At 70.2% G+C, this 18,733-nt stretch carries 17 protein-coding genes; 8 read left to right on the top strand and 9 right to left on the bottom strand.

Translation table 11 applies throughout. From position 1 onward, the window contains the following. Nucleotides 1–19 precede the first annotated feature (19 nt). A complete protein-coding gene (ppc, locus tag ACFY16_RS22900; RefSeq protein WP_390649006.1) occupies nt 20–2,752 on the bottom strand; it encodes a phosphoenolpyruvate carboxylase in 2,733 nt (910 codons plus the stop codon). A 291-nt stretch (nt 2,753–3,043) separates the two neighbouring features. On the opposite strand from ppc, the gene ACFY16_RS22905 reads away from it, so the two are divergent. From ACFY16_RS22905 to ACFY16_RS22920, 4 genes are read left to right on the top strand one after another with little or no spacing between them, the layout of a single operon-like run. Then, nucleotides 3,044–4,054 (top strand): acyl-CoA desaturase, encoded by a 1,011-nt coding sequence (locus tag ACFY16_RS22905; RefSeq protein ID WP_390649007.1) that lies wholly within the window; start codon nt 3,044–3,046, stop codon nt 4,052–4,054. Beyond that, nucleotides 4,051–4,728, top strand: a complete 678-nt coding sequence (locus ACFY16_RS22910; protein WP_390649008.1) for a TetR family transcriptional regulator — start codon at nt 4,051–4,053, stop codon at nt 4,726–4,728. The genes ACFY16_RS22905 and ACFY16_RS22910 overlap by 4 nt, the downstream gene beginning before the upstream one ends. A 54-nt stretch (nt 4,729–4,782) precedes the next feature. Beyond that, nucleotides 4,783–5,034 (top strand): type II toxin-antitoxin system Phd/YefM family antitoxin, encoded by a 252-nt coding sequence (locus ACFY16_RS22915; RefSeq protein ID WP_390649009.1) that lies wholly within the window; start codon nt 4,783–4,785, stop codon nt 5,032–5,034. Beyond that, nucleotides 5,031–5,279: a type II toxin-antitoxin system RelE/ParE family toxin gene (locus tag ACFY16_RS22920; RefSeq protein WP_390649010.1), complete on the top strand. Its 249-nt coding sequence runs from the start codon at nt 5,031–5,033 to the stop codon at nt 5,277–5,279. Before ACFY16_RS22915 ends, ACFY16_RS22920 begins: the two co-directional genes overlap by 4 nt. 10 nt (nt 5,280–5,289) lie before the next feature. Here ACFY16_RS22920 and ACFY16_RS22925 read toward each other — a convergent pair whose 3' ends face one another. Further along, on the bottom strand, nt 5,290–6,108 hold the full coding sequence (locus ACFY16_RS22925; RefSeq protein ID WP_390649011.1) for a trans-aconitate 2-methyltransferase: 819 nt from the start codon (nt 6,106–6,108) through the stop codon (nt 5,290–5,292). 117 nt (nt 6,109–6,225) lie between these two features. On the opposite strand from ACFY16_RS22925, the gene ACFY16_RS22930 reads away from it, so the two are divergent. Continuing rightward, nucleotides 6,226–6,723 carry a MarR family transcriptional regulator gene (locus tag ACFY16_RS22930; protein WP_355495521.1) on the top strand — a complete coding sequence of 166 codons (498 nt, stop codon included), beginning with the start codon at nt 6,226–6,228 and terminating at the stop codon, nt 6,721–6,723. Nucleotides 6,724–6,811: 88 nt separating this feature from the next. On the opposite strand, the gene ACFY16_RS22935 is transcribed toward ACFY16_RS22930, so the two are convergent. Beyond that, a complete protein-coding gene (locus tag ACFY16_RS22935) occupies nt 6,812–7,585 on the bottom strand; it encodes a LuxR C-terminal-related transcriptional regulator (protein ID WP_390649012.1) in 774 nt (257 codons plus the stop codon). 259 nt (nt 7,586–7,844) lie between these two features. Here ACFY16_RS22935 and ACFY16_RS22940 point away from each other — a divergent pair, with 259 nt between their 5' ends. Next, complete coding sequence (locus ACFY16_RS22940; protein WP_390649246.1) at nt 7,845–8,300, top strand: GNAT family N-acetyltransferase; 456 nt, start codon at nt 7,845–7,847, stop codon at nt 8,298–8,300. Here ACFY16_RS22940 and galK read toward each other — a convergent pair. Genes galK through galT form a run of 3 tightly spaced genes read right to left on the bottom strand, consistent with a single transcriptional unit; the run spans nt 8,293 to nt 11,488 of the window. After that, nucleotides 8,293–9,453, bottom strand: coding sequence for a galactokinase (gene galK, locus ACFY16_RS22945; protein WP_390649013.1), 1,161 nt, complete (start codon nt 9,451–9,453; stop codon nt 8,293–8,295). The genes ACFY16_RS22940 and galK overlap by 8 nt on opposite strands. Continuing rightward, on the bottom strand, nt 9,453–10,430 hold the full coding sequence (gene galE / locus ACFY16_RS22950) for a UDP-glucose 4-epimerase GalE (protein ID WP_390649014.1): 978 nt from the start codon (nt 10,428–10,430) through the stop codon (nt 9,453–9,455). Before galE ends, galK begins: the two co-directional genes overlap by 1 nt. Further along, on the bottom strand, nt 10,427–11,488 hold the full coding sequence (gene galT, locus ACFY16_RS22955; protein ID WP_390649015.1) for a galactose-1-phosphate uridylyltransferase: 1,062 nt from the start codon (nt 11,486–11,488) through the stop codon (nt 10,427–10,429). Before galT ends, galE begins: the two co-directional genes overlap by 4 nt. Nucleotides 11,489–11,609: 121 nt before the next feature. Here galT and ACFY16_RS22960 point away from each other — a divergent pair, with 121 nt between their 5' ends. Next, a complete protein-coding gene (locus tag ACFY16_RS22960; protein WP_390649016.1) occupies nt 11,610–13,289 on the top strand; it encodes a sodium:solute symporter family protein in 1,680 nt (559 codons plus the stop codon). A gap of 21 nt (nt 13,290–13,310) precedes the next feature. Beyond that, the gene (locus ACFY16_RS22965; RefSeq protein ID WP_390649017.1) at nt 13,311–13,625 is read left to right on the top strand and encodes a hypothetical protein; all 315 of its coding nucleotides are present in this window, start codon (nt 13,311–13,313) and stop codon (nt 13,623–13,625) included. Between the two features lie 260 nt (nt 13,626–13,885). On the opposite strand, the gene ACFY16_RS22970 is transcribed toward ACFY16_RS22965, so the two are convergent. The 3 genes from ACFY16_RS22970 to ACFY16_RS22980 all read right to left on the bottom strand — a co-directional run bounded on the left by ACFY16_RS22970 (nt 13,886) and on the right by ACFY16_RS22980 (nt 18,702). Next, nucleotides 13,886–14,581 carry a LuxR C-terminal-related transcriptional regulator gene (locus ACFY16_RS22970; protein WP_390649018.1) on the bottom strand — a complete coding sequence of 232 codons (696 nt, stop codon included), beginning with the start codon at nt 14,579–14,581 and terminating at the stop codon, nt 13,886–13,888. A 257-nt stretch (nt 14,582–14,838) separates the two neighbouring features. Then, on the bottom strand, nt 14,839–16,068 hold the full coding sequence (locus ACFY16_RS22975; RefSeq protein WP_390649019.1) for a PQQ-binding-like beta-propeller repeat protein: 1,230 nt from the start codon (nt 16,066–16,068) through the stop codon (nt 14,839–14,841). A gap of 825 nt (nt 16,069–16,893) precedes the next feature. Then, nucleotides 16,894–18,702, bottom strand: a complete 1,809-nt coding sequence (locus ACFY16_RS22980; RefSeq protein ID WP_390649020.1) for an ABC-F family ATP-binding cassette domain-containing protein — start codon at nt 18,700–18,702, stop codon at nt 16,894–16,896. Nucleotides 18,703–18,733: the final 31 nt, after the last annotated feature.

Genomic DNA, 18,733 nt, shown 5'->3' on the forward strand with positions numbered 1-18,733 from the left:
GCCGTGTGCACGAGGACCGTCAGCCGGTGTTGCGCAGGCCCGCCGCCACGCCGTTGACCGTCAGCAGCAGGGCCCGGGCCAGCAGCGGGTCGGACGGCTCGCCGGCCGCCGCGGCGTCGCGCTGTCGCTTGAGCAGGGCGACCTGGAGGTAGGAGATCGGGTCGAGGTAGGCGTCGCGGATGGTGAAGGTCTGCCTCAGGACCGGTGTCGCGTCGAGCAGGTCCTGCTCCCCGGTGACCCGCAGCACCTCGCGCACGGTCAGTTCGTGCTCGGCCCTGATCGTGTCGAAGACGTGCTTCAGCTCGTCCGGGACGAGGGTGTCGACGTAGTGCTGGGCGATGCGCAGGTCGGTCTTCGCGAGGGTCATCTCGACGTTGGAGATGAAGTTGCGGAAGAAGTGCCACTGCTCGTGCATCTCGTCGAGCACGGTGTCGAGGCCGGCCTCGCGCAGTGCCTTCAGGCCGGAGCCGACGCCGTACCAGCCGGGGACGATCTGCCGGGACTGGGTCCAGCCGAACACCCACGGGATGGCGCGCAGGCCGTCGAGGCCGGCGCCCGAGTCGGGGCGGCGGGAGGGGCGGGAGCCCAGGTGGAGGTCGGCGAGCTGGTCGACCGGGGTGGACGCGAAGAAGTACGCGGGCAGGTCCGGGTCCTCGACCAGCCTGCGGTAGGCGCCCTCGGCGGCGTCGGACACCACGTCCATCGCGGCGTCCCAGCGGGCCAGGGCCTCCACCGACTGGCGGGGGGCGGTGTGCAGGGCGGAGGCCTGGAGGGTGGCCGCGACGGTCAGCTCCAGGTTCTCCCGGGCCAGGGAGGGGATCAGGTACTTGTCGGAGATGACCTCGCCCTGCTCGGTCACCTTGATCTCGCCCTCCAGGGTGCCCCAGGGCTGGGCGAGGATCGCGTCGTGCGAGGGGCCGCCGCCACGGCCGACGGTGCCGCCACGGCCGTGGAAGAGGCGCAGGCGGACACCGTAGCGGTGGGCGACGTCACGCAGGCGGCGCTGGGCGCGGTGGATCTCCCACTGGCTGGTGGTGATGCCGCCGAACTTGGAGGAGTCGGAGTAGCCGAGCATGACCTCCTGGACGTCCCCGCGCAGGGCGACGAGGCGCCGGTAGGAGGGGTCGGAGAGCATCTCCTCCAGGATGGTGTCGGCGGCCTTCAGCTCGTCGGTGGTCTCCAGCAGCGGCACGATGCCGATCTTCGCCCAGCCGCCGTGCAGGTCGATCAGGCCTGCCTCGCGGGCCAGGACGGCGGCGGCGAAGACGTCGTCGGCGCCCTGGCACATGGAGATGATGTAGGACTCGATGACCTCGGGTCCGAAGACCTCCAGGGCCCGCTTGACGGTCTGGAAGACGCCGAGGGTCTTGGCGCCGGCCGCGTCCACGGGCGCCGGGGTCGGGCCCAGCGGACGGCGCGAGCGCAGCTCCTTGGCCAGCAGCTTCGTACGGTATTCGCGGGGCATGTCCGCGTACCGCCAGGACTCCTCGCCGAGCCGGTCGAAGAGCTGGCCGAGGGCGTGGTGGTGGGCGTCGGCGTGCTCGCGGACGTCCATGGTGGCGAGCTGAAGGCCGAAGGCGGCCAGCGTCCTGATGGTGCGGTCCATGCGGCCGTCGGCGAACAGGCCGCCGCGGTGTTCCCTGAGCGAGGTCTGGATCAGCGTCAGGTCGTGCAGCAGCTCCGCGGTGCCCAGGTAGTCGTGGCCGGCCTCGTGCGGCGTCCCCTTGGCCAGGCGCTGCTTGGTGTTCTCCAGCTTCTGCCGGATGCAGGTGGCCTTGAGCCGGTAGGGCTCCTCGGCGTTGAGGCGCTTGTAGCGGGGGCTGATCTCAGGCAGGCGTTCGAGGTCGGCCTGGAGGGACTCCAGGAGCTCCTCGGTGGCGCCGGCGTAGCGGATGGAGTTCGACAGGAAGCCGCGCAGCTCGTCGATCATCTCCAGGGCGTCGTTGATGCCGTGCTCGTGCTGGAGGATCAGCACGTCCCAGGTGACCTGGGGGGTCACGTTGGGGTTGCCGTCGCGGTCGCCGCCGATCCAGGTGCCGAAGGTGAGGGGGCGGGTGTCGTCGGGAAGCTTGACGCCGACGCGTTCCAGTTCCGCCGTGAGGTCCTCCAGGACGTCGCCGACGGCGCCCGCGTGCAGCTCGTCCAGGTAGTAGATGGCGTTGCGGGCCTCGTCGGCGGGCTCCGGGCGGACGACGCGCAGCTCGTCGGTCTGCCACACCAGGTCGATGTTCTCGGCCAGACGGGTGTCGTAGCGGCGGCGGTCGGACTCGATGACCGGGGTCTCCAGGAGCGCGGCGATGCGCCGGAGCTTGTTCAGTACCGACCGGCGTGCGGCCTCGGTCGGGTGCGCCGTGAACACGGGACGGACGTTGAGGTGCTTGACCGTCTCGCGCAGGTGCTCCGGGTCGGCGTCCTTCAGCCGGTCGGCCGTACGGGCGAGCAGACCGCCCTCGGCGGCGCGGCGGGCGCGCAGTTCGCGGCCGCGGTGCACCTGCTCGGTGACGTTGGCCAGGTGGAAGTAGGTGGAGAAGGCGCGGACCAGCTTGGCCGCGGTGTCCAGTTCGGTGCCGCGCAGCAGCTCGGCGGCGGCCTCGCCGTCCTCGCGGGTGAGGCGGCGGACCTTCTCGACCAGCTCCAGGAGCTCGGGACCCTCCTGCCGAACGAGGGTCTCGCCGAGGAGGTCACCCAGTCGGCGGATGTCCGCGCGAAGCTCGCTGCTGGTCGTCATGGTCTGGTCGTCGGCACTGCTCACAGGTGCGGCTCCTTGCAGTGTTGAAGCTCGTCCGGGGGGGAACCCGGAAGTACGTCTCGCGCGGCGGCTGCCGCATACGGGCCGGGCATCCGGGAAGGAATGAGAGCGGACCGCGCTGTCCGACCGACTCCAAGGATAGGTGTCCATGCGGACGCGCAGACTGTCGGGCTCTTGCCGCCGGGCGGCGCGCTGCCATACTTACGACGCCGTAGGTTACGGAACCGTAGGAAGCCGTGCACGGTTGCCGTAACCCCGCACCCCTCTCCAACCTCGACCCCACAGGGGACGCCCATGACCACACGCCCCGACGTGATCGAAGACGCCCCGAAGGCGCCCGGCGACGAGCCCATGCCCTCGGCCACGCTGGGCGGCGAGCAGAAGCGTTCGATCGAACAGATCACCCTTCTGCTGTTCATCGCCGTCCCCTTCCTCGCGCTCCTCGCCGCCGTGCCGCTGGCGTGGGGCTGGGGGGTGAGCTGGCTGGACATCGGTCTGCTGGTGTTCTTCTACTACCTGGGCTGTCACGGCATCACCATCGGTTTCCACCGTCACTTCACGCACGGTTCCTTCAAGGCCAAGCGGCCCCTGAAGATCGCTCTGGCGGTCGCGGGGTCGATGGCGGTGGAGGGCCCGCTGGTCCGCTGGGTCGCGGACCACCGCAAGCACCACAGGTTCTCCGACGCGGAGGGCGACCCGCACTCTCCCTGGCGCTACGGGGAGACGGTCCCGGCGCTGATGAAGGGCCTGTGGTGGGCACACATCGGCTGGATGTTCGACGAGGAGCAGACCTCGCAGGACAAGTACGCGCCGGACCTGATCGCCGACCGGACGCTGCGGGCGATCTCCCGGCAGTTCGTCCTGTGGACGATGCTGTCGCTGGCGCTGCCGGCCCTGATCGGCGGTCTGGTGACGATGTCCTGGTGGGGGGCGTTCACCGGCTTCTTCTGGGGTTCGCTCGTCCGGGTGGCGCTGTTGCACCACGTCACGTGGTCGATCAACTCGATCTGTCACGCGGTCGGCAAGCGCCCGTTCAAGTCGCGGGACCGCTCGGGCAACGTGTGGTGGCTGGCGGTGCTGTCCTGCGGTGAGTCCTGGCACAACCTGCACCACGCCGACCCGACCTCCGCGCGGCACGGTGTGGAGCGCGGCCAGCTGGACTCCTCCGCACGTCTCATCCGCTGGTTCGAGCAGCTGGGGTGGGCGTACGACGTGCGCTGGCCGTCACGCTCGCGTATCGATTCACGCCGGAAGACGGGTGACGACGGCGCCCGAAGGGGGAGGGCGACCGCCGACGCGGCATGATTGACGGCGTGGCGACCGATCCCAGCAGTACCCCCGGCAATGAGAAGCCCCGGCGCGCGCGTCGCACCCGTATGACGGGGGCGGAGAGGCGCCAGCAGCTCCTTGAGATCGGTCGCACACTGTTCGCGGCGAAGGGCTTCGAGGGCACGTCCGTGGAGGAGATCGCGGCGAAGGCGGGGGTCTCCAAGCCGGTGGTGTACGAGCACTTCGGCGGCAAGGAGGGCCTGTACGCGGTCGTCGTGGACCGTGAGATGCGGCGTCTGCTGGACATGGTGACCGGCTCCCTCACGGCCGGCCATCCGCGCGAGCTGTGCGAACAGGCCGCGTTCGCCCTCCTGGACTACATCGAGGAGTACACGGACGGCTTCCGCATCCTGGTCCGCGACTCCCCCATCCCCCAGTCGACGGGTTCCTTCGCGTCTCTCATCTCGGACATCGCCACCCAGGTGGAGGACATCCTGGGCCGCGAGTTCAAGAGCCGCGGCTTCGACCCCAAGCTGGCCCCCCTCTACGCCCAGGCCCTCGTCGGCATGGTCGCCCTGACCGGCCAGTGGTGGCTGGACGTACGCCGTCCGAAGAAGGCGGAGGTCGCGGCGCATCTGGTGAACCTGGCATGGCACGGCCTGGACGGACTGGAGGCGAAGCCCCGGCTGATAGGTCACCGGAAGAGCTGAGCCGAACGGATGAACTAATAGACCACATGGTTAATCTTGTGAAACCATGTGGTCATGACTGAGATCGCGATCAGCGCAGCCCGCTCCCAGCTCGGCGACCTGGTCCGCCGCGCGGCCCACGGCCGCGAGACCATCGCCCTCACCGACCATGGACACGTGGCGGCACTTCTGGTCTCCCCTCAGGTGATAGAGGATCTCGAAGACGCCCTCGCGGTCGCGGACTACCAGCGCCGCAAGGCCGAGGGAACGCTCGACGAGGGCATCCCGCACGAGGAAGTCGGACGCATGCTGGGGCTGCGTCCGTGACCTACCGCATCATCTGGGAGCCGGCTGCCACGAACGCGGCAGTGCGGTTCCTCGAGGAGGACCCGACCGGGCTCGCGGCCGTGTACGAGGCCGTCGGCACCCTCGCGAAGGCACCCCGCCCCACCAACTCCACCGCCTACGGCCCGAACATCCGCAGGCTCCGCGTCGGTGACTACCGCGTCCTCTACGTCATCGACGACGACGTGATCCACATCCTCGTCACCCACCTGGGCCGGACACCATGACACCGTGACGTCAGCCTGCGTCCTTGCGGGCGACCGCGAAGATGCGGCGGAACGGGAACGGGGTGCCGTGGGCGCCGGCCGGATAGGCCTCGCGCAGGGCGGCCCGGTATTCGGCGACGAACTCCTCACGGGCCCCCGGGTCCTCGGCGAGGGCGGTGAGGACGGGTCGCAGTCCGGTGCCCTTCACCCAGTCGAGGACGGGGTCCTCGCCGGTCAGCAGATGGACGTACGTCGTCTCCCACACGTCCGCCGTGCAGCCGAGGTTGGCCAGGCGCTCGAGGTAGGCCTCGGGTGCGAGGACGGCGTCGTCGTGGCGCAGGGTCTCGGCGAGGAGGCCCTTCCAGCGGGCGGAGTGAGCCAGGGCGCGCATCAGCTGGTGGCTGGGGGCGTCGAAGTTGCCGGGCACCTGGAAGGCGAAGGTACCGCCGGGCGCGAGGGCGGCGATCCAGTCGCCGAACCGGTCGATGTGTGCGGGTACCCACTGCAGCGTGGCGTTGCTGATGATCAGGCCGTAGGTCTCCGCGGGCGTCCAGGTGCCCACGTCGGCGTGGGCGAAGTCGAGGTGGCCGCCGCCCGGGGTCGGGCCCGCGTACGCCTCCGCCCGTGCCAGCATCTCCGCGGAGTTGTCGTAGCCGGTGATGCGGGCGGTGGGCCAGCGTTCGGCGAGCACCGCGGTGACGTTGCCGGGGCCGCAGCCGAGGTCGGCGATGCGGGGCGGGTCGCCGGGCAGGTCCGGGACGCGGGCGAGGAGATCGGCGAAGGGGCGGGCGCGGTGGCCGGCGTGCCGCAGGTACTGGGCGGGGTCCCAGCTGGGGCTGGTGGCAGGCATGGGTGGGCCTCCTCGGACGTCACGGGGCGTGAGCATCGGTGTCGATCTCCAGCCTGCCCCGCAAAGTATCTTGACGTCAAGAGACTTCACGTCGACACAACCACTACACTGATCGTCATGGAGGACGAGGTCGATCGGCTGGTCGGAGCATGGCGCCGCGAGCGCCCGGACCTCGACGTGGAGCCGCTCGAGGTGCTCAGCCGGGTGAGCAGGCTGGCCCGGCACCTGGACCGCGCACGCCGCCTCGCGTTCTCCGAGCACAGCCTGGAACCCTGGGAGTTCGACGTCCTGACCGCACTCAGGCGCGCCGGAGCCCCGTACCAGCTCTCGCCGGGACAGCTGCTCACCCAGACCCTGGTCACCTCCGGCACGATGACCAACCGCATCGACCGCCTGACGAAGAAGGGTCTGGTGGAGCGACTCCCGGACCCCAGCGACCGCCGTGGCGTGCTGGTGCGTCTCACGGCCGAGGGCCGGGACCGCGCGGACCAGGCCCTCGCCGGACTCCTCGACCAGGAACGGGCGATCCTCGCCGAACTCTCCCACGCCCAGCGCGCCGAACTGGCCGCTCTGCTGCGCCAGTTGACCGCACCGTTCGACAATATCCCCGGCTAGGACCTGGCCTGGCCGGCCGCACGCACTCCCCCGGTCCCGGCTTCGCTTCGACCGGGGGAGGACCATCGTCCCCGCTCACGCGGACCGGTCAGGCGCTGCTGCTTGCCTCCACCCCGATCCGCCCGGCAGACCCCAGGTCGACCGGCCCGACGCCGGCCCGCCGCGCGAGCGCGACGGCGGCGAGGGTGGAGTGGACGCCCAGCTTCCCGAGGACGTTCTGCATATGGGTGCGCACCGTGTGCGGGGAGAGGAACAGCCGCTCGGCGACGGCCTTCCTGCCCAGCCCCGCGACCATGCAGCGCAGCACCTCCCGCTCGCGCGGCGTGAGGGACTCCACCAGCCGTTCGCTCTCGGTGCGGTGCTTGCGGGCAGCGGTCAACTCGCGCAGGACGCCGGTGAGCAGGGCGGGCGGCAGATGCGTCTCGTCGCGCAGCACACCCCGGATCACGGTCAGCAGCCGCGACAGCGAACAGTCCTTGGCGACCCAGCCGGAGGCCCCGGCCTGCAGGGCGAGCGCGGCCCGCCGCGGATCGTCCTTCTCGGCGAGGACGACCGTCCGCACATGGGGCTGACCGGAGCGGACCCCGGCGACGAGGGATATCCCGTCGACGAACCCTTCCTCGCCCACCTCCTGCACGGGCATCGCCGGCCGTATGCCCGGCACGCTGCCGCCCAGATCGGCGTCCACGAGCAGCACGTCGTACCGGCGCCCCTCGGCGGCCGCGCGCTCCAGGCTGCGCAGTGCCGCCGGGCCGCTGCCGGCCGCGGAGACGTCGACGTCCGGCTCGGCCGCCAGTGCCGCGGCGAGCGACTCGGCGAAGATACGGTGATCGTCGACGACCAGGACTCGGATACGAACCACGAAACCCCCCTTCCCCAGGCTCTCGAAGAGCAGGGGACACCCCACCGTCCGGAGGACGCCGACCGGCGCGGGTACGACGCCCGGGGTCGGCGCCACCGCACGGCCGCCGCCGTGCAGAAACTGCTACCCCCATTGCGGGCGTCGTACCCGACTGTCTCGCCCCCTGATCAGCACCGGCCCCCACCGGTGCTGTCCATCAGAGTACGGCCGGGGGCCCGCAGCGGAAGCGGATTTGCAGAACTGGTTGGCCAGGCCGTTTATGGTGTGCCGCATGTTTCGTATTGAGGCAGAAGTCGACAAAGAGCGGCGCGATCTGCTCCGTACGCGCCTGCGCGACACGAACACGGCGGCCTCCCCGGCCCTGCGCGCCATGCGCAACACGCCTCACGAACGTCACAACCCTGTGCACGTCTGGGCGTCGGACGACACGGGCGAGCTGGCCGGCGGCCTGGTCGGCCACACCTGGACGACCTGGCTGCACGTCACCTACCTGTGGGTCGACGAACGCCACCGGGGGGCGGGGCTGGGCTCCCGGCTGCTGGCGCGGGCGGAGCGCATCGCGCGTGACCAGCGGGACTGCCGGGGGTCGCGGGTGGAGACCTGGGACTTCCAGGCGCCCGGGTTCTACCGGAAGCGGGGGTACGAGGTGGTGTGCGTGATCCCCGACTATCCGCCGGGGATCACGGAGTACACGCTGACGAAGCGGCTCAGCTGAGCTTGCGCGCGCCCGCCGAGGGCACCGCCTCGAACACCCGCGGCGCGGTGAAGCCGGCCGTGGCGAAGGCGTCCTCGACCGCCTTGGTGATGGTCTCCACGTCGGCCTCCTCGGCCAGGACGATCGCCGAGCCGCCGAAGCCGCCGCCGGTCATACGGGCGCCCAGGGCGCCGACGGACAGCGCCGTGTCGACGACCAGGTCCAGCTCCGGGCAGGAGACGCGGAAGTCGTCCCGCAGGGAGGCGTGGCCCTCGGTCAGGACCGGGCCGATGGCGCGGGTGTCACCGGCTCGCAGCAGCGCCACGACCCGCTCCACGCGCTGGTCCTCGGTGACGACGTGGCGCACCAGGCGGCGCACCTCCTCCTCGTCGCCGAGCCGCTCCAGCGCCGCGTCCAGGTCCGCGTACGCGATGTCCCGCAGGGCGTCGACGCCGAGCAGGTCAGCGCCCTTCTCGCAGCCGGCGCGGCGCTTGCCGTACTCGCCGCCGCTGTGGGCGTGCTTGACCTGGGTGTCGACGACCAACAGGCGCATCCCCAAGGCGGCCAGGTCGAAGGGGATCTGCTGCTGGGACAGGTCGCGGGTGTCGAGGAACAGGGCGTGGCCGGCCTCGCAGCAGGCGGACGCGGTCTGGTCCATGATGCCGGTGGGGGCGCCGACGTAGACGTTCTCGGCGCGCTGGCACAGGCGGGCCAGCTGCCAGCGCTGGAGGCCGAGTTCGTACAGGTCGTTCAGGGCCAGCGCGACGACGACCTCCAGGGCCGCCGACGACGACAGTCCGGCGCCCGACGGAACCGTCGAGGACAGGTTGATGTCGGCACCGGTGACGGGGTGGCCGGCCTCGAGCAGGGCCCAGACCACACCGGCGGGGTACGCCGTCCACCTCTTGTCGCGCTCCGGCGCGAGGTCGTCCAGGGACAGCTCGACGACGCCGCCCTCGACGTCCGCCGAGTGCAGCCGCAGACGGCCGTCCGTGCGCCGCGAGACCGCCGCGACCGCGGTGTGCGGCAGCGCGAAGGGCATGACGAAGCCGTCGTTGTAGTCGGTGTGCTCGCCGATGAGGTTGACCCGGCCCGGCGCCGCCCAGACGCCCTCGGGCTCGGCCCCGTACAGCTCGGCGAAGCCTTCCCGGACCTGAACCTGTTGTGCCCCCACTACTGCTCCCTTGCGGTGCTTGCGATGTGCTGCGCGAACTCCCACGCGTCCGCGACGATCCCGGCGAGGTCCGCGCGGGACGGGTTCCAGCCCAGCTTCTCGCGGGCGGTGGCGGCCGAGGCCACCAGGACCGCGGGGTCGCCGCCGCGGCGGGGGGCGGCCACCTCGGGGATCGGGTGGCCGGTGACCTGGCGGACCGTCTCGATGACCTCACGGACGGAGAAGCCGTTGCCGTTGCCGAGGTTGCAGATCAGGTGCTCGCCGGGCCGCGCGGCCTGGACCGCCAGCAGGTGGGCCTCGGCCAGGTCCGCGACGTGGATGTAGTCGCGGATGCAGGTGCCGTCCGGCGTCGGGTAGTCGTCGCCGAAGACCGAGATCGCGTCCCTGCGGCCCTGCGCGACCTGCAGGACGAGAGGGATCAGGTGGGACTCGGGGTCGTGGCGCTCGCCCTGCGCGCCGTAGGCGCCGGCCACGTTGAAGTAGCGCAGGGAGACCGCGCCCAGGCCGTGGGCGGCCGCCTCGCCGGTGATCATGTGGTCGACGGCGAGCTTCGAGGCGCCGTACGGCGAGGTCGGGGCCGTCGGGTCGGTCTCGGTGATCGGGGTGCTGACCGGCTCGCCGTAGGTGGCCGCCGTGGAGGAGAACACCAGCTTGCGCACCCCGGCGTCGCGCATGGCGCCGAGCAGCGCCATCGTGCCGCCGACGTTGTTGTCCCAGTACTTCTCCGGCTTCACGACCGACTCGCCGACCTGGGAGAAGGCGGCGAAGTGCAGGACCGCGTCGTAGGAGGAGTCCAGCCATTTGGCGGCATCGCGGATGTCGCCCTCGATGAAGGCGGCACCGGCCGGCACGCCCTCGCGGAAGCCGGTCGCGAGGTTGTCGAGGACGGTGACCTCGTGGCCGGCCTCCAGCAGGTGCTGGGCGACCACACTGCCGACATACCCCGCGCCACCGGTGACCAGGTACTTCCCGCTCATGAACTCGCTACCTCTCGCAGTCGCTGGGCCGCGGTCTCCGGCGGCACGTCGTTGATGAACACGTTCATGCCGGACTCGGAACCCGCGAGGAACTTCAGCTTGCCGGAAGTACGGCGAATGGTGAAAAGCTCGAGGTGGAGCGCGAAGTCGTCGCGATTGACGCCGTCGAACTCCTCCAGCGCGCCGAACGGTGCCTGGTGCCAGCCTGCGATGTAGGGCGTCGGAGGCTCGCCTTCCCCGAAGATCCGGTCGAAGCGCCTCAAGAGTTCCAGATAGACCTGGGGGAACTCTGTGCGCGCCGCCTCGTCCAGCGCGAGCAGGTCGGGCACGCGGCGCTTCGGGTACAGGTGGACCTCGTACGGCCAGTGCGCCGCGTACGGCACGAAGGCCACCCAGTGTTCACCCTCAAGGACGACCCGCTCATCGGCGAGTTCCCGCTCCAGGACGGCGTCGAAGAGGTTCTCGCCGCCGGTCGCCTCCTTGTGTGCGGCCACTTGGCGCAGCATCAGGGCGGTGCGGGGGGTGGTGAAGGGGTAGGCGTAGATCTGCCCGTGCGGGTGACCGAGGGTCACTCCGATCTCGGCTCCGCGGTTCTCGAAGCAGAACACCTGTTCCACGGAGGGCAGATGCGACAGCTCGGACGTCCGGTCGGTCCACGCGTCCAGCACCAGGCGCGCCTGCTCCTCGCTCAGATCGGCGAAGGAGGCGTTGTGGTCGGAGGTGAAGCAGACGACCTCGCAGCGGCCGGAGTCGCCGGCCAGCGAGGGGAAACGATTCTCGAAGACGACGGCGTCGTACGACGAGTCCGGGATCTCGCTCAGTCGGTCGCCCTGCGAGGGGCACAGCGGGCACTCGTCGGCCGGGGGGTGGTAGGTGCGGCCCTGGCGGTGCGAGGCGATGGCGACCGAGTCGCCGAGCAGGGGGTCCCTGCGTACCTCCGAGGTGGTGACCGTGGGGTCCAGCGGACGGCGGTCCACCGCGTCGCGCACCGAGTCGTCCCGCAGGTCGTAATAGATCAGCTCACGACCGTCCGCCAGCCGGGTCGAGGTCTTCTTCACCGCGGCACTCCATCCGTACACCTAGCGAAGCTTCAAACAGAACCAAACACATCAAACCACAAAACCCCACGCCGGTCACCCTCACAACCAAACAAAGAACACCAAGCAAGGTGAGCTCTGGATGCAAACCCCCACACATCTGGCAGCGGAACTGCGGCTGCCCACCAACGCGCTCGACTACGTGATCATGGCGATCTACTTCGTCGTCGTACTCGGCATCGGATTCGCGGCCCGCCGCTCGGTGAAGACCAGCCTCGACTTCTTCCTCTCCGGCCGCTCCCTGCCCGCCTGGATCACCGGTCTGGCGTTCGTCTCGGCCAACCTGGCCGCCACCGAGATCCTGGGCATGGCCGCCAACAGTGCCCAGTACGGCGCGTACACCGTGCACTGGTACTGGATCGGCGCCATCCCGGCGATGGTGTTCCTGGGCCTGGTGATGATGCCGTTCTACTACGGCTCGAAGGTCCGCTCGGTCCCCGAGTTCCTGCTGCTCCGCTTCGACAAGGGTGCCCATCTGCTGAGCTCGGCCCTGTTCGCCTTCGCCGCCGTCCTGATCTCCGGCGTCAACCTCTACGCCCTCGCGATCGTCGTCGAGGCGCTGCTCGGCTGGCCGCAGTGGGTGGCCATCGTCGTGGCCGGCTTCTTCGTCCTCGCGTACATCACTCTCGGTGGCCTGTCCTCGGCGATCTACAACGAGGTTCTCCAGTTCTTCGTGATCCTGGCGGCCCTGATCCCGCTCTCGATCCTCGGCCTGAAGAAGGTGGGCGGCTGGGGCGGTCTGACGGACTCCCTGACGAAGACCCACGGCGACAACTTCGTCACCGCCTGGGGCGGCACGGGCATCGGCAGCGCGAACCCGCTGGGCGCGAACTGGCTGACGATCGTCCTGGGCCTCGGCTTCGTGCTGTCCTTCGGCTACTGGACGACGAACTTCGCGGAGGTGCAGCGCGCCCTGTCCGCGCGGAACCTCTCCGCGGCCCAGCGCACCCCGCTGATCGCCGCCTACCCGAAGATCTTCATCGTGTTCCTGGTGATGATCCCGGGCCTGGTGGCGGCGGTCCTGGTCCCGAAGATCGGCACCGCCGGCTCGGGCCTCCAGTACAACGACGCCATCCCCTATCTCATGCAGGAGCTGCTGCCCAACGGCGTGCTCGGTATCGCGGTGACGGGTCTGCTCGCCGCCTTCATGGCCGGCATGGCGGCCAACGTCTCGTCCTTCAACACGGTGTTCACCAACGACATCTGGGCGAGGTACGTGGTCAAGGGCCGGGAGGACACCTACTACGTCCGCTTCGGCCGGCTCATCACCGCGATCGGCGTGTTCGCGTCGATCGGCACGGCCTTCCTGGCCTCATCCTTCTCCAACATCATGGCCTACCTCCAGACGCTGTTCTCCTTCTTCAACGTGCCGATGTTCGTGGTCTTCATCGTCGGCATGTTCTGGAAGCGGGCGTCGGTGAAGTCCGGCTTCTGGGGCCTGCTGGCGGGCACCACGGCGGCGATGATCAACTACTTCGTCATCTACAAGCAGGGCATCATCGACATCCCCACCGACCAGGGCGCCAACTTCGTGTCGGCGATCGCCGGGTTCGTCGCGGGTGCGGTGGTCATGGTGGCGGTGTCCCTGTTCACCGCGCCGAAGCCGGCCGACGAACTCCAGGGCCTGGTCTACGGCACCGTCTCCCCCGGCATGGCGGAACCGCCCGCCGTCGGCGACGACGCCTGGTACCGCAAGCCGGCCCTGCTGGGCTGGGGTGCGGTGATTCTGGCCGTCATCTGCTACATCCCGTTCTCGTTCTGATCGCGGGAGGATGGAGAGACCATGTCCGAACACCACGGCTACTCCGAGAAGGACGTCCAGCGCGAGGTCACCGAGCTGGAGAGCAAGTCCGCCACCGCGGCTCGGATCTTCGACCTGCGCCGGATCATCGGCGGCCTGTTCGTGATCTACGGCGTCATCGTCATGATCGCCGGATTCACCGCGTCCGACGCCTCCCTCGACAAGTCGGAGGGTGTCAACATCAACCTGTGGACGGGGCTCGGCATGCTGATCCTGGGCCTGTTCTTCCTGGCCTGGCTGAAGCTGCGCCCGATGGCTCCGCCCGAGGCGCCGCCGGAGGAGCGGGCGTCCGAGTAGCGCGCGCAGGGGTTTACGGGGTTGGAGTCGGGTTGACGGCTTCGGCCCCGTAGGGCTGCGCACCCGTTCCGGTAGCCCGGGGGGTGTCCCGTCGGCGACTGTTACACATTCCCGAAAAGTGTCACACTGCGCGGACCTACGAGGGGGCCCGGCGGATCCGCCCCCGCCCGCCTCGGGCGTTCGTCGAGTCGGGCGAGGAGGGATCAACCACGCAGCCGGCCTCCCCGGAGGGGTTTCCCGCAGCACCGGTTGACGAACGGCTAAGACTCCAGCCCCGCTTCCGGCTGCGGCAGCGGGCCCGCTCTGTCCAGTAGGCCCGTCCTCGCCGCCAGGGCCGCTGCCTCCAGGCGGGAGCCCACGCCCAGTTTCATCAGGACGCGTTGGACGTGGGTGCGGGCGGTGGAGGGGGCTATGCCCATGCCGGCCGCGATCAGACGGGTGTCCTCGCCGTCGGCCACGCGGACCAGGACCTCGACCTCCCTCGGGGTCAGCATCTGCAGCAGGCGCTGGCCCTCGTCGTCGGGCTGGGCCGCCGGGTTGAGCAGTTCGCTGAAGGCGCCCTGGAGGAGCTGAGGGGCCACGGCCGCCTCGCCCGCCCTCGCCTTCATGATCGCTCGTTCCACGCCCTCTATGCGTTCGTCGTGGCGTACGTAGCCCGAGGCGCCCGCGGCGAAGGCCGCGGCGATACCGCGTGGGCTGGGCACGGGGCCCAGGACCAGGACCGCGACCTGCGGGCGCTCCCGTTTGATCCGGATCACCGGGTCGAAGATCCCCGGCTCGGCCGGTGTCGCCGTGCCCAGCAGGCACACCTCAGGTGCGCGGGTGATCACCAGTTCCGCCGCGCCGGCGGCGGGTGCCGCCGCGGCCAGCACCCGGTGCCCCCGCAGCTTCAGCGCCGAGGCCAGCGCCTCGGCGAGCAGTCGGTGGTCGTCGACCACCATCAGCCGCACTCCCACAGAGCAACCCCCCAGTCCCCCCAATGGATGCCCACTATGGATGTCCACTGGTCCACATGGACAGAGGGCGCCCCCCGGCACCCCCCGCCCTTCATGCCCCCGGAAGCTACACGCTTGTTCGACGTTGCGCTGCCCCTACTCGTGAGAAGTGCCCCGGATCGCCGAAATTCCTCGCATTCGAGGGTGATGAGCGGTACGCGCACGGCCCCACCCCTGAGCAGGGACGGGGCCGTGTTTCCGGGGCGGCGGGCGCCCGGTCAGCCACCGGTGGCGAGCGCGATCGCCAGGTCCTCCTTGTCCCCCGAACCGGTCAACGCCTTACCGGCGTGGACCCGGGACATGTACAGGTGGCCCTGCGAGTAGAGGATCTCGGCGTAGTCGGGGGCCATGCTCTGCTCCGCCGTGTGGACGGCTTCCGTCGCGGGGTTCTCCAGCAGCTTCGTCTCCTTGAATCCGCTGCCGTCGATGCTCACGATCTGGGCGCCCTTGTCCCAGGGCGGGCGCTTGTAGGCGATCAGGTTGCCGCCGTCCATGCGCAGGGGGAAGATCGCGTATCCGTCGCCGGCGTCGGCGCGCTGGCCGGTCGGCTTGCCGGTGGCCAGGTCGAACGCGACGATCTCGTTGGTCCGGCTGCCCGCTTCGGTGCCGTCGTGCTCCTCGGTCGGTACGTAGAGCCGGTCGTTGCCGACGACCAGGCCCTTGCAGTACTCGACCCTGTTGACGCCCTCGCAGCGCGCCGCGTACTCGTCGCCCGGCGCCGAGATCCGGGTGCGCAGTTGGCCGGTCCTGTCGTCGATGGAGAAGAAGTCCGAGATGCCGCTGCCGTCGCCCGCGTTGTCGCCGACGTCGGCGGCCACGACCAGCGGGTTCGTCGACACGACGCTGGCGTACTCGATGCCCTTCGCCATCTTGTACTCCGAGATCACCTTCCCGGAGGCCGGGTCGATGGTCTGGATGCCGAGCCGGCGGTCGTCGTACTCGCCGCACTTGCGCACCGCGACCAGCTTCTCGCCGCCGCCGTAGCCGGCGTCGTAACAGGTGTCGGCCGCCTTCGGCTGCCACAGCAGCTTGCCGGAGTCGATGTCGAACGCGGCGCCGCCGTCGGTGCTGCCCAGGGCGGCCGTGTGAGCGCTGACGGTGATGTTGTCGAAGGTGATCGGCTCGTCACCGGAGTTGACGGTCTTCGTCCACAGCTTCTTGCCCGCGTCCAGGTCGATCGCGGCGATCTGGCTGCAGCCGTGCGAAGGTTCGGCCTTGGTCGGCATGGCGGGCTCGAAGAGGATCGCCGTCCGGTCGTCAGCGGTGGTGTGGGGAGTGGCCTCGCACACCGGGCCGGGCAGCTTGATCGTCCACAGCTCGGTGCCCTTGTCGGGGTCGTAGCCGACGATCTCGGCGACGCCGCTCTTGACGTACGCCTTGTCGGTGAGCCAGGAACCCAAGGTGTTCACGTTGTCCGTGACCTCGGGCGAGGGGATCTGGAAGAGCACCTTGGAGCCGGTGTCGGAGGGCGCCTTCTCCGAGCCGCCCGAGGTGCCGCCGGTGGTGCCGCTGGAGCTCCCGGTGTCGTCCTTCTTGCCGTCGCCCTTGCCGGACGACGCGTACCAGATGCCGCCGCCGACGATCAGCGCGATCGCCGTGACGGCCGCGACGATGATCAGCGGCTGGGCGTTGGGCTTGCGTCCGCCACCGGTGGGCCCGCCCGCCGGTCCGCCCGCCCGGGGTGGAGCGGCGCCGTCGGCTGCGGGTAGCCGTAGCCGGGCCGCTGACCGTACGCGCCCGGCTGCTGCGGCTGACCATAAGGATCCGATTGCTGAGGCTGACCGTACGGGCCCGGCTGTTGCGGCGGCTGACCATAAGGACCCGGTTGCTGAGGCTGGTCGTACGCCCCCGGCTGCTGCTGCGGCCGGCTGTACGGGCCGGGCGCGGCATACGGGCCCGGGGCGCCCTGGGCGCCGTACGGGCCGGGCTGCTGCGGATCGCCGTAACCGGGCTGCGGGGCCTGGGGCGCCGGGGGCGGAGCCGCCCCGAAGCCGGGGCCGCCCGATGGCGGCTGGTCCTGCGGGGCGCCGAAACCCCCCTGCGGTGGTGGCTGGTCGGGCGGCTGCGTCATCAGCGTGTTTCCCCCTTGCTCACTGATTTCTCGCCACGCCCTGAGGTACGTGATGGACCCAGAGTCGTTCTCAGGCAGTTCTCAGACGGCTCTTTCTACCACCAGGGACCGACAGCGCACGGACGCGCGTCCTCCCCTGTTCCCAAGGGAGGACCGGCCTGTGATGCCTCCGTTATGCGCCTTCAGGCCCGCTGCCCCGAGTTCACGCGTCCTCGGCGAGTTCCAGCCAGCGCAGCTCCAGTTCGTCGCGCTCGCCGGACAACTCCCGCAATTGAGCGTCCAGTTCGGCCACCTTCGCGAAGTCGGTGGCGTTGTCGGCGATCTGGGCGTGCAGCTTGGACTCCTTCTCGGAGATCTTGTCCAACTGCCGTTCGATCTTCTGGAGTTCCTTCTTGGCGGCACGCTGGTCGGCGGCGCTCTTCTCGGTGGCGGGCCTCGCCGGAGCCGCGGGCGCGACGGCGGCGGCCGCCGCCTCCTCCATGCGCTGCCGCCGCTCCAGGTACTCGTCGATGCCGCGCGGCAGCATCCGCAGGGTGGCGTCGCCGAGCAGGGCGAACACCCGGTCGGTGGTGCGCTCGACGAAGAACCGGTCGTGCGAGATGACGATCATCGAGCCGGGCCAGCCGTCGAGGACGTCCTCGAGCTGGGTGAGGGTCTCGATGTCGAGGTCGTTGGTGGGCTCGTCCAGGAAGAGGACGTTGGGCTCGTCCATGAGCAGGCGCAGCAGCTGCAGGCGGCGTCGCTCACCGCCGGACAGGTCGCCCACCGGCGTCCACTGCTTCTCCTTGTTGAAGCCGAACGTCTCGCACAGCTGCCCGGCGGTCATCTCGCGCCCCTTGCCGAGGTCGACGCGCTCACGCACCCGCTGGACGGCCTCCAGGACCCGCAGCTTCGGGTCGAGCTCGGCGACCTCCTGGGAGAGGTAGGCGAGCTTGACGGTCCGGCCGACCTTGACGCGTCCGGCGGCGGGCTGCGCCTCGCCCTCCGTGCGGGCCGCCTCGGCCATGGCCCGCAGCAGGGATGTCTTCCCCGCGCCGTTGACGCCGACGAGGCCGATGCGGTCGCCGGGGCCGAGCTGCCAGGTGACGTGCTTGAGCAGCACCTTGGGACCGGCCTGGACGGTGACGTCCTCGAGATCGAAGACGGTCTTGCCGAGCCGGGACGACGCGAACTTCATCAGCTCGCTGCTGTCGCGCGGCGGCGGCACATCGGCGATCAGCTCGTTGGCGGCCTCGACCCGGAAGCGCGGCTTGGACGTACGCGCGGGCGCCCCGCGCCGCAGCCAGGCCAGCTCCTTGCGGACCAGGTTCTGCCGCTTGACCTCCTCGGTCGCGGCGATGCGCTCGCGCTCGGCGCGGGCGAAGACGTAGTCGGAGTAGCCGCCCTCGTACTCGTGCACGTCGCCGCGCTGCACGTCCCACATGCGGGTGCAGACCTGGTCGAGGAACCAGCGGTCGTGGGTGACGCAGACGAGCGCGGACCGTCGCTCGCGCAGGTGCTGCGCGAGCCAGGCGATGCCCTCGACGTCGAGGTGGTTGGTCGGCTCGTCGAGGACGATCAGGTCCTGCTCGTCGATGAGCAGCTTGGCCAGCGCGATACGGCGGCGCTCACCGCCGGAGAGCGGGCCGATGACGGTGTCGAGGCCCTGCGGGAAGCCGGGCAGGTCGAGCCCGCCGAACAGGCCGGTCAGTACGTCCCTGATCTTGGCGTTGCCCGCCCACTCGTGGTCGGCCAGGTCGCGGATGACCTCGTGCCGGACGGTGGCCTCGGGGTCGAGGGAGTCGTGCTGGGTGAGCACGCCCATCCGCAGCCCGCCGTTGTGGGTGACCCGGCCGGAGTCGGCCTCCTCCAGTTTGGCGAGCATGCGGATCAGCGTGGTCTTGCCGTCGCCGTTGCGGCCGACCACACCGATCCGATCGCCCTCGGACACGCCGAGCGAGATGCCGTCGAGGAGGGTACGGGTGCCGTACACCTTGCTGACGTTCTCGACATTGACCAGGTTGACGGCCATTTCACTCCTGCGCACGGGGACGGTCAGCCTC

The sequence above is a fragment of the Streptomyces sp. NPDC001315 genome (assembly GCF_042896175.1).
In the GTDB taxonomy this organism is placed as follows: domain Bacteria; phylum Actinomycetota; class Actinomycetes; order Streptomycetales; family Streptomycetaceae; genus Streptomyces.

What these genes read in the sequence shown, in the direction of transcription:
- ACFY16_RS22980 (WP_390649020.1), bottom strand. Translation starts at nt 18,702, where the DNA reads ATGGCCGTCAACCTGGTCAATGTCGAGAACGTCAGCAAGGTGTACGGC.
- ACFY16_RS22940 (WP_390649246.1), top strand. Translation starts at nt 7,845, where the DNA reads ATGGTGTGCCGCATGTTTCGTATTGAGGCAGAAGTCGACAAAGAGCGG.
- ACFY16_RS22905 (WP_390649007.1), top strand. Translation starts at nt 3,044, where the DNA reads ATGACCACACGCCCCGACGTGATCGAAGACGCCCCGAAGGCGCCCGGC.
- ACFY16_RS22965 (WP_390649017.1), top strand. Translation starts at nt 13,311, where the DNA reads ATGTCCGAACACCACGGCTACTCCGAGAAGGACGTCCAGCGCGAGGTC.
- ACFY16_RS22925 (WP_390649011.1), bottom strand. Translation starts at nt 6,108, where the DNA reads ATGCCTGCCACCAGCCCCAGCTGGGACCCCGCCCAGTACCTGCGGCAC.
- ACFY16_RS22910 (WP_390649008.1), top strand. Translation starts at nt 4,051, where the DNA reads ATGATTGACGGCGTGGCGACCGATCCCAGCAGTACCCCCGGCAATGAG.
- ACFY16_RS22960 (WP_390649016.1), top strand. Translation starts at nt 11,610, where the DNA reads ATGCAAACCCCCACACATCTGGCAGCGGAACTGCGGCTGCCCACCAAC.
- ACFY16_RS22915 (WP_390649009.1), top strand. Translation starts at nt 4,783, where the DNA reads ATGACTGAGATCGCGATCAGCGCAGCCCGCTCCCAGCTCGGCGACCTG.
- ACFY16_RS22930 (WP_355495521.1), top strand. Translation starts at nt 6,226, where the DNA reads ATGGAGGACGAGGTCGATCGGCTGGTCGGAGCATGGCGCCGCGAGCGC.
- galE (WP_390649014.1), bottom strand. Translation starts at nt 10,430, where the DNA reads ATGAGCGGGAAGTACCTGGTCACCGGTGGCGCGGGGTATGTCGGCAGT.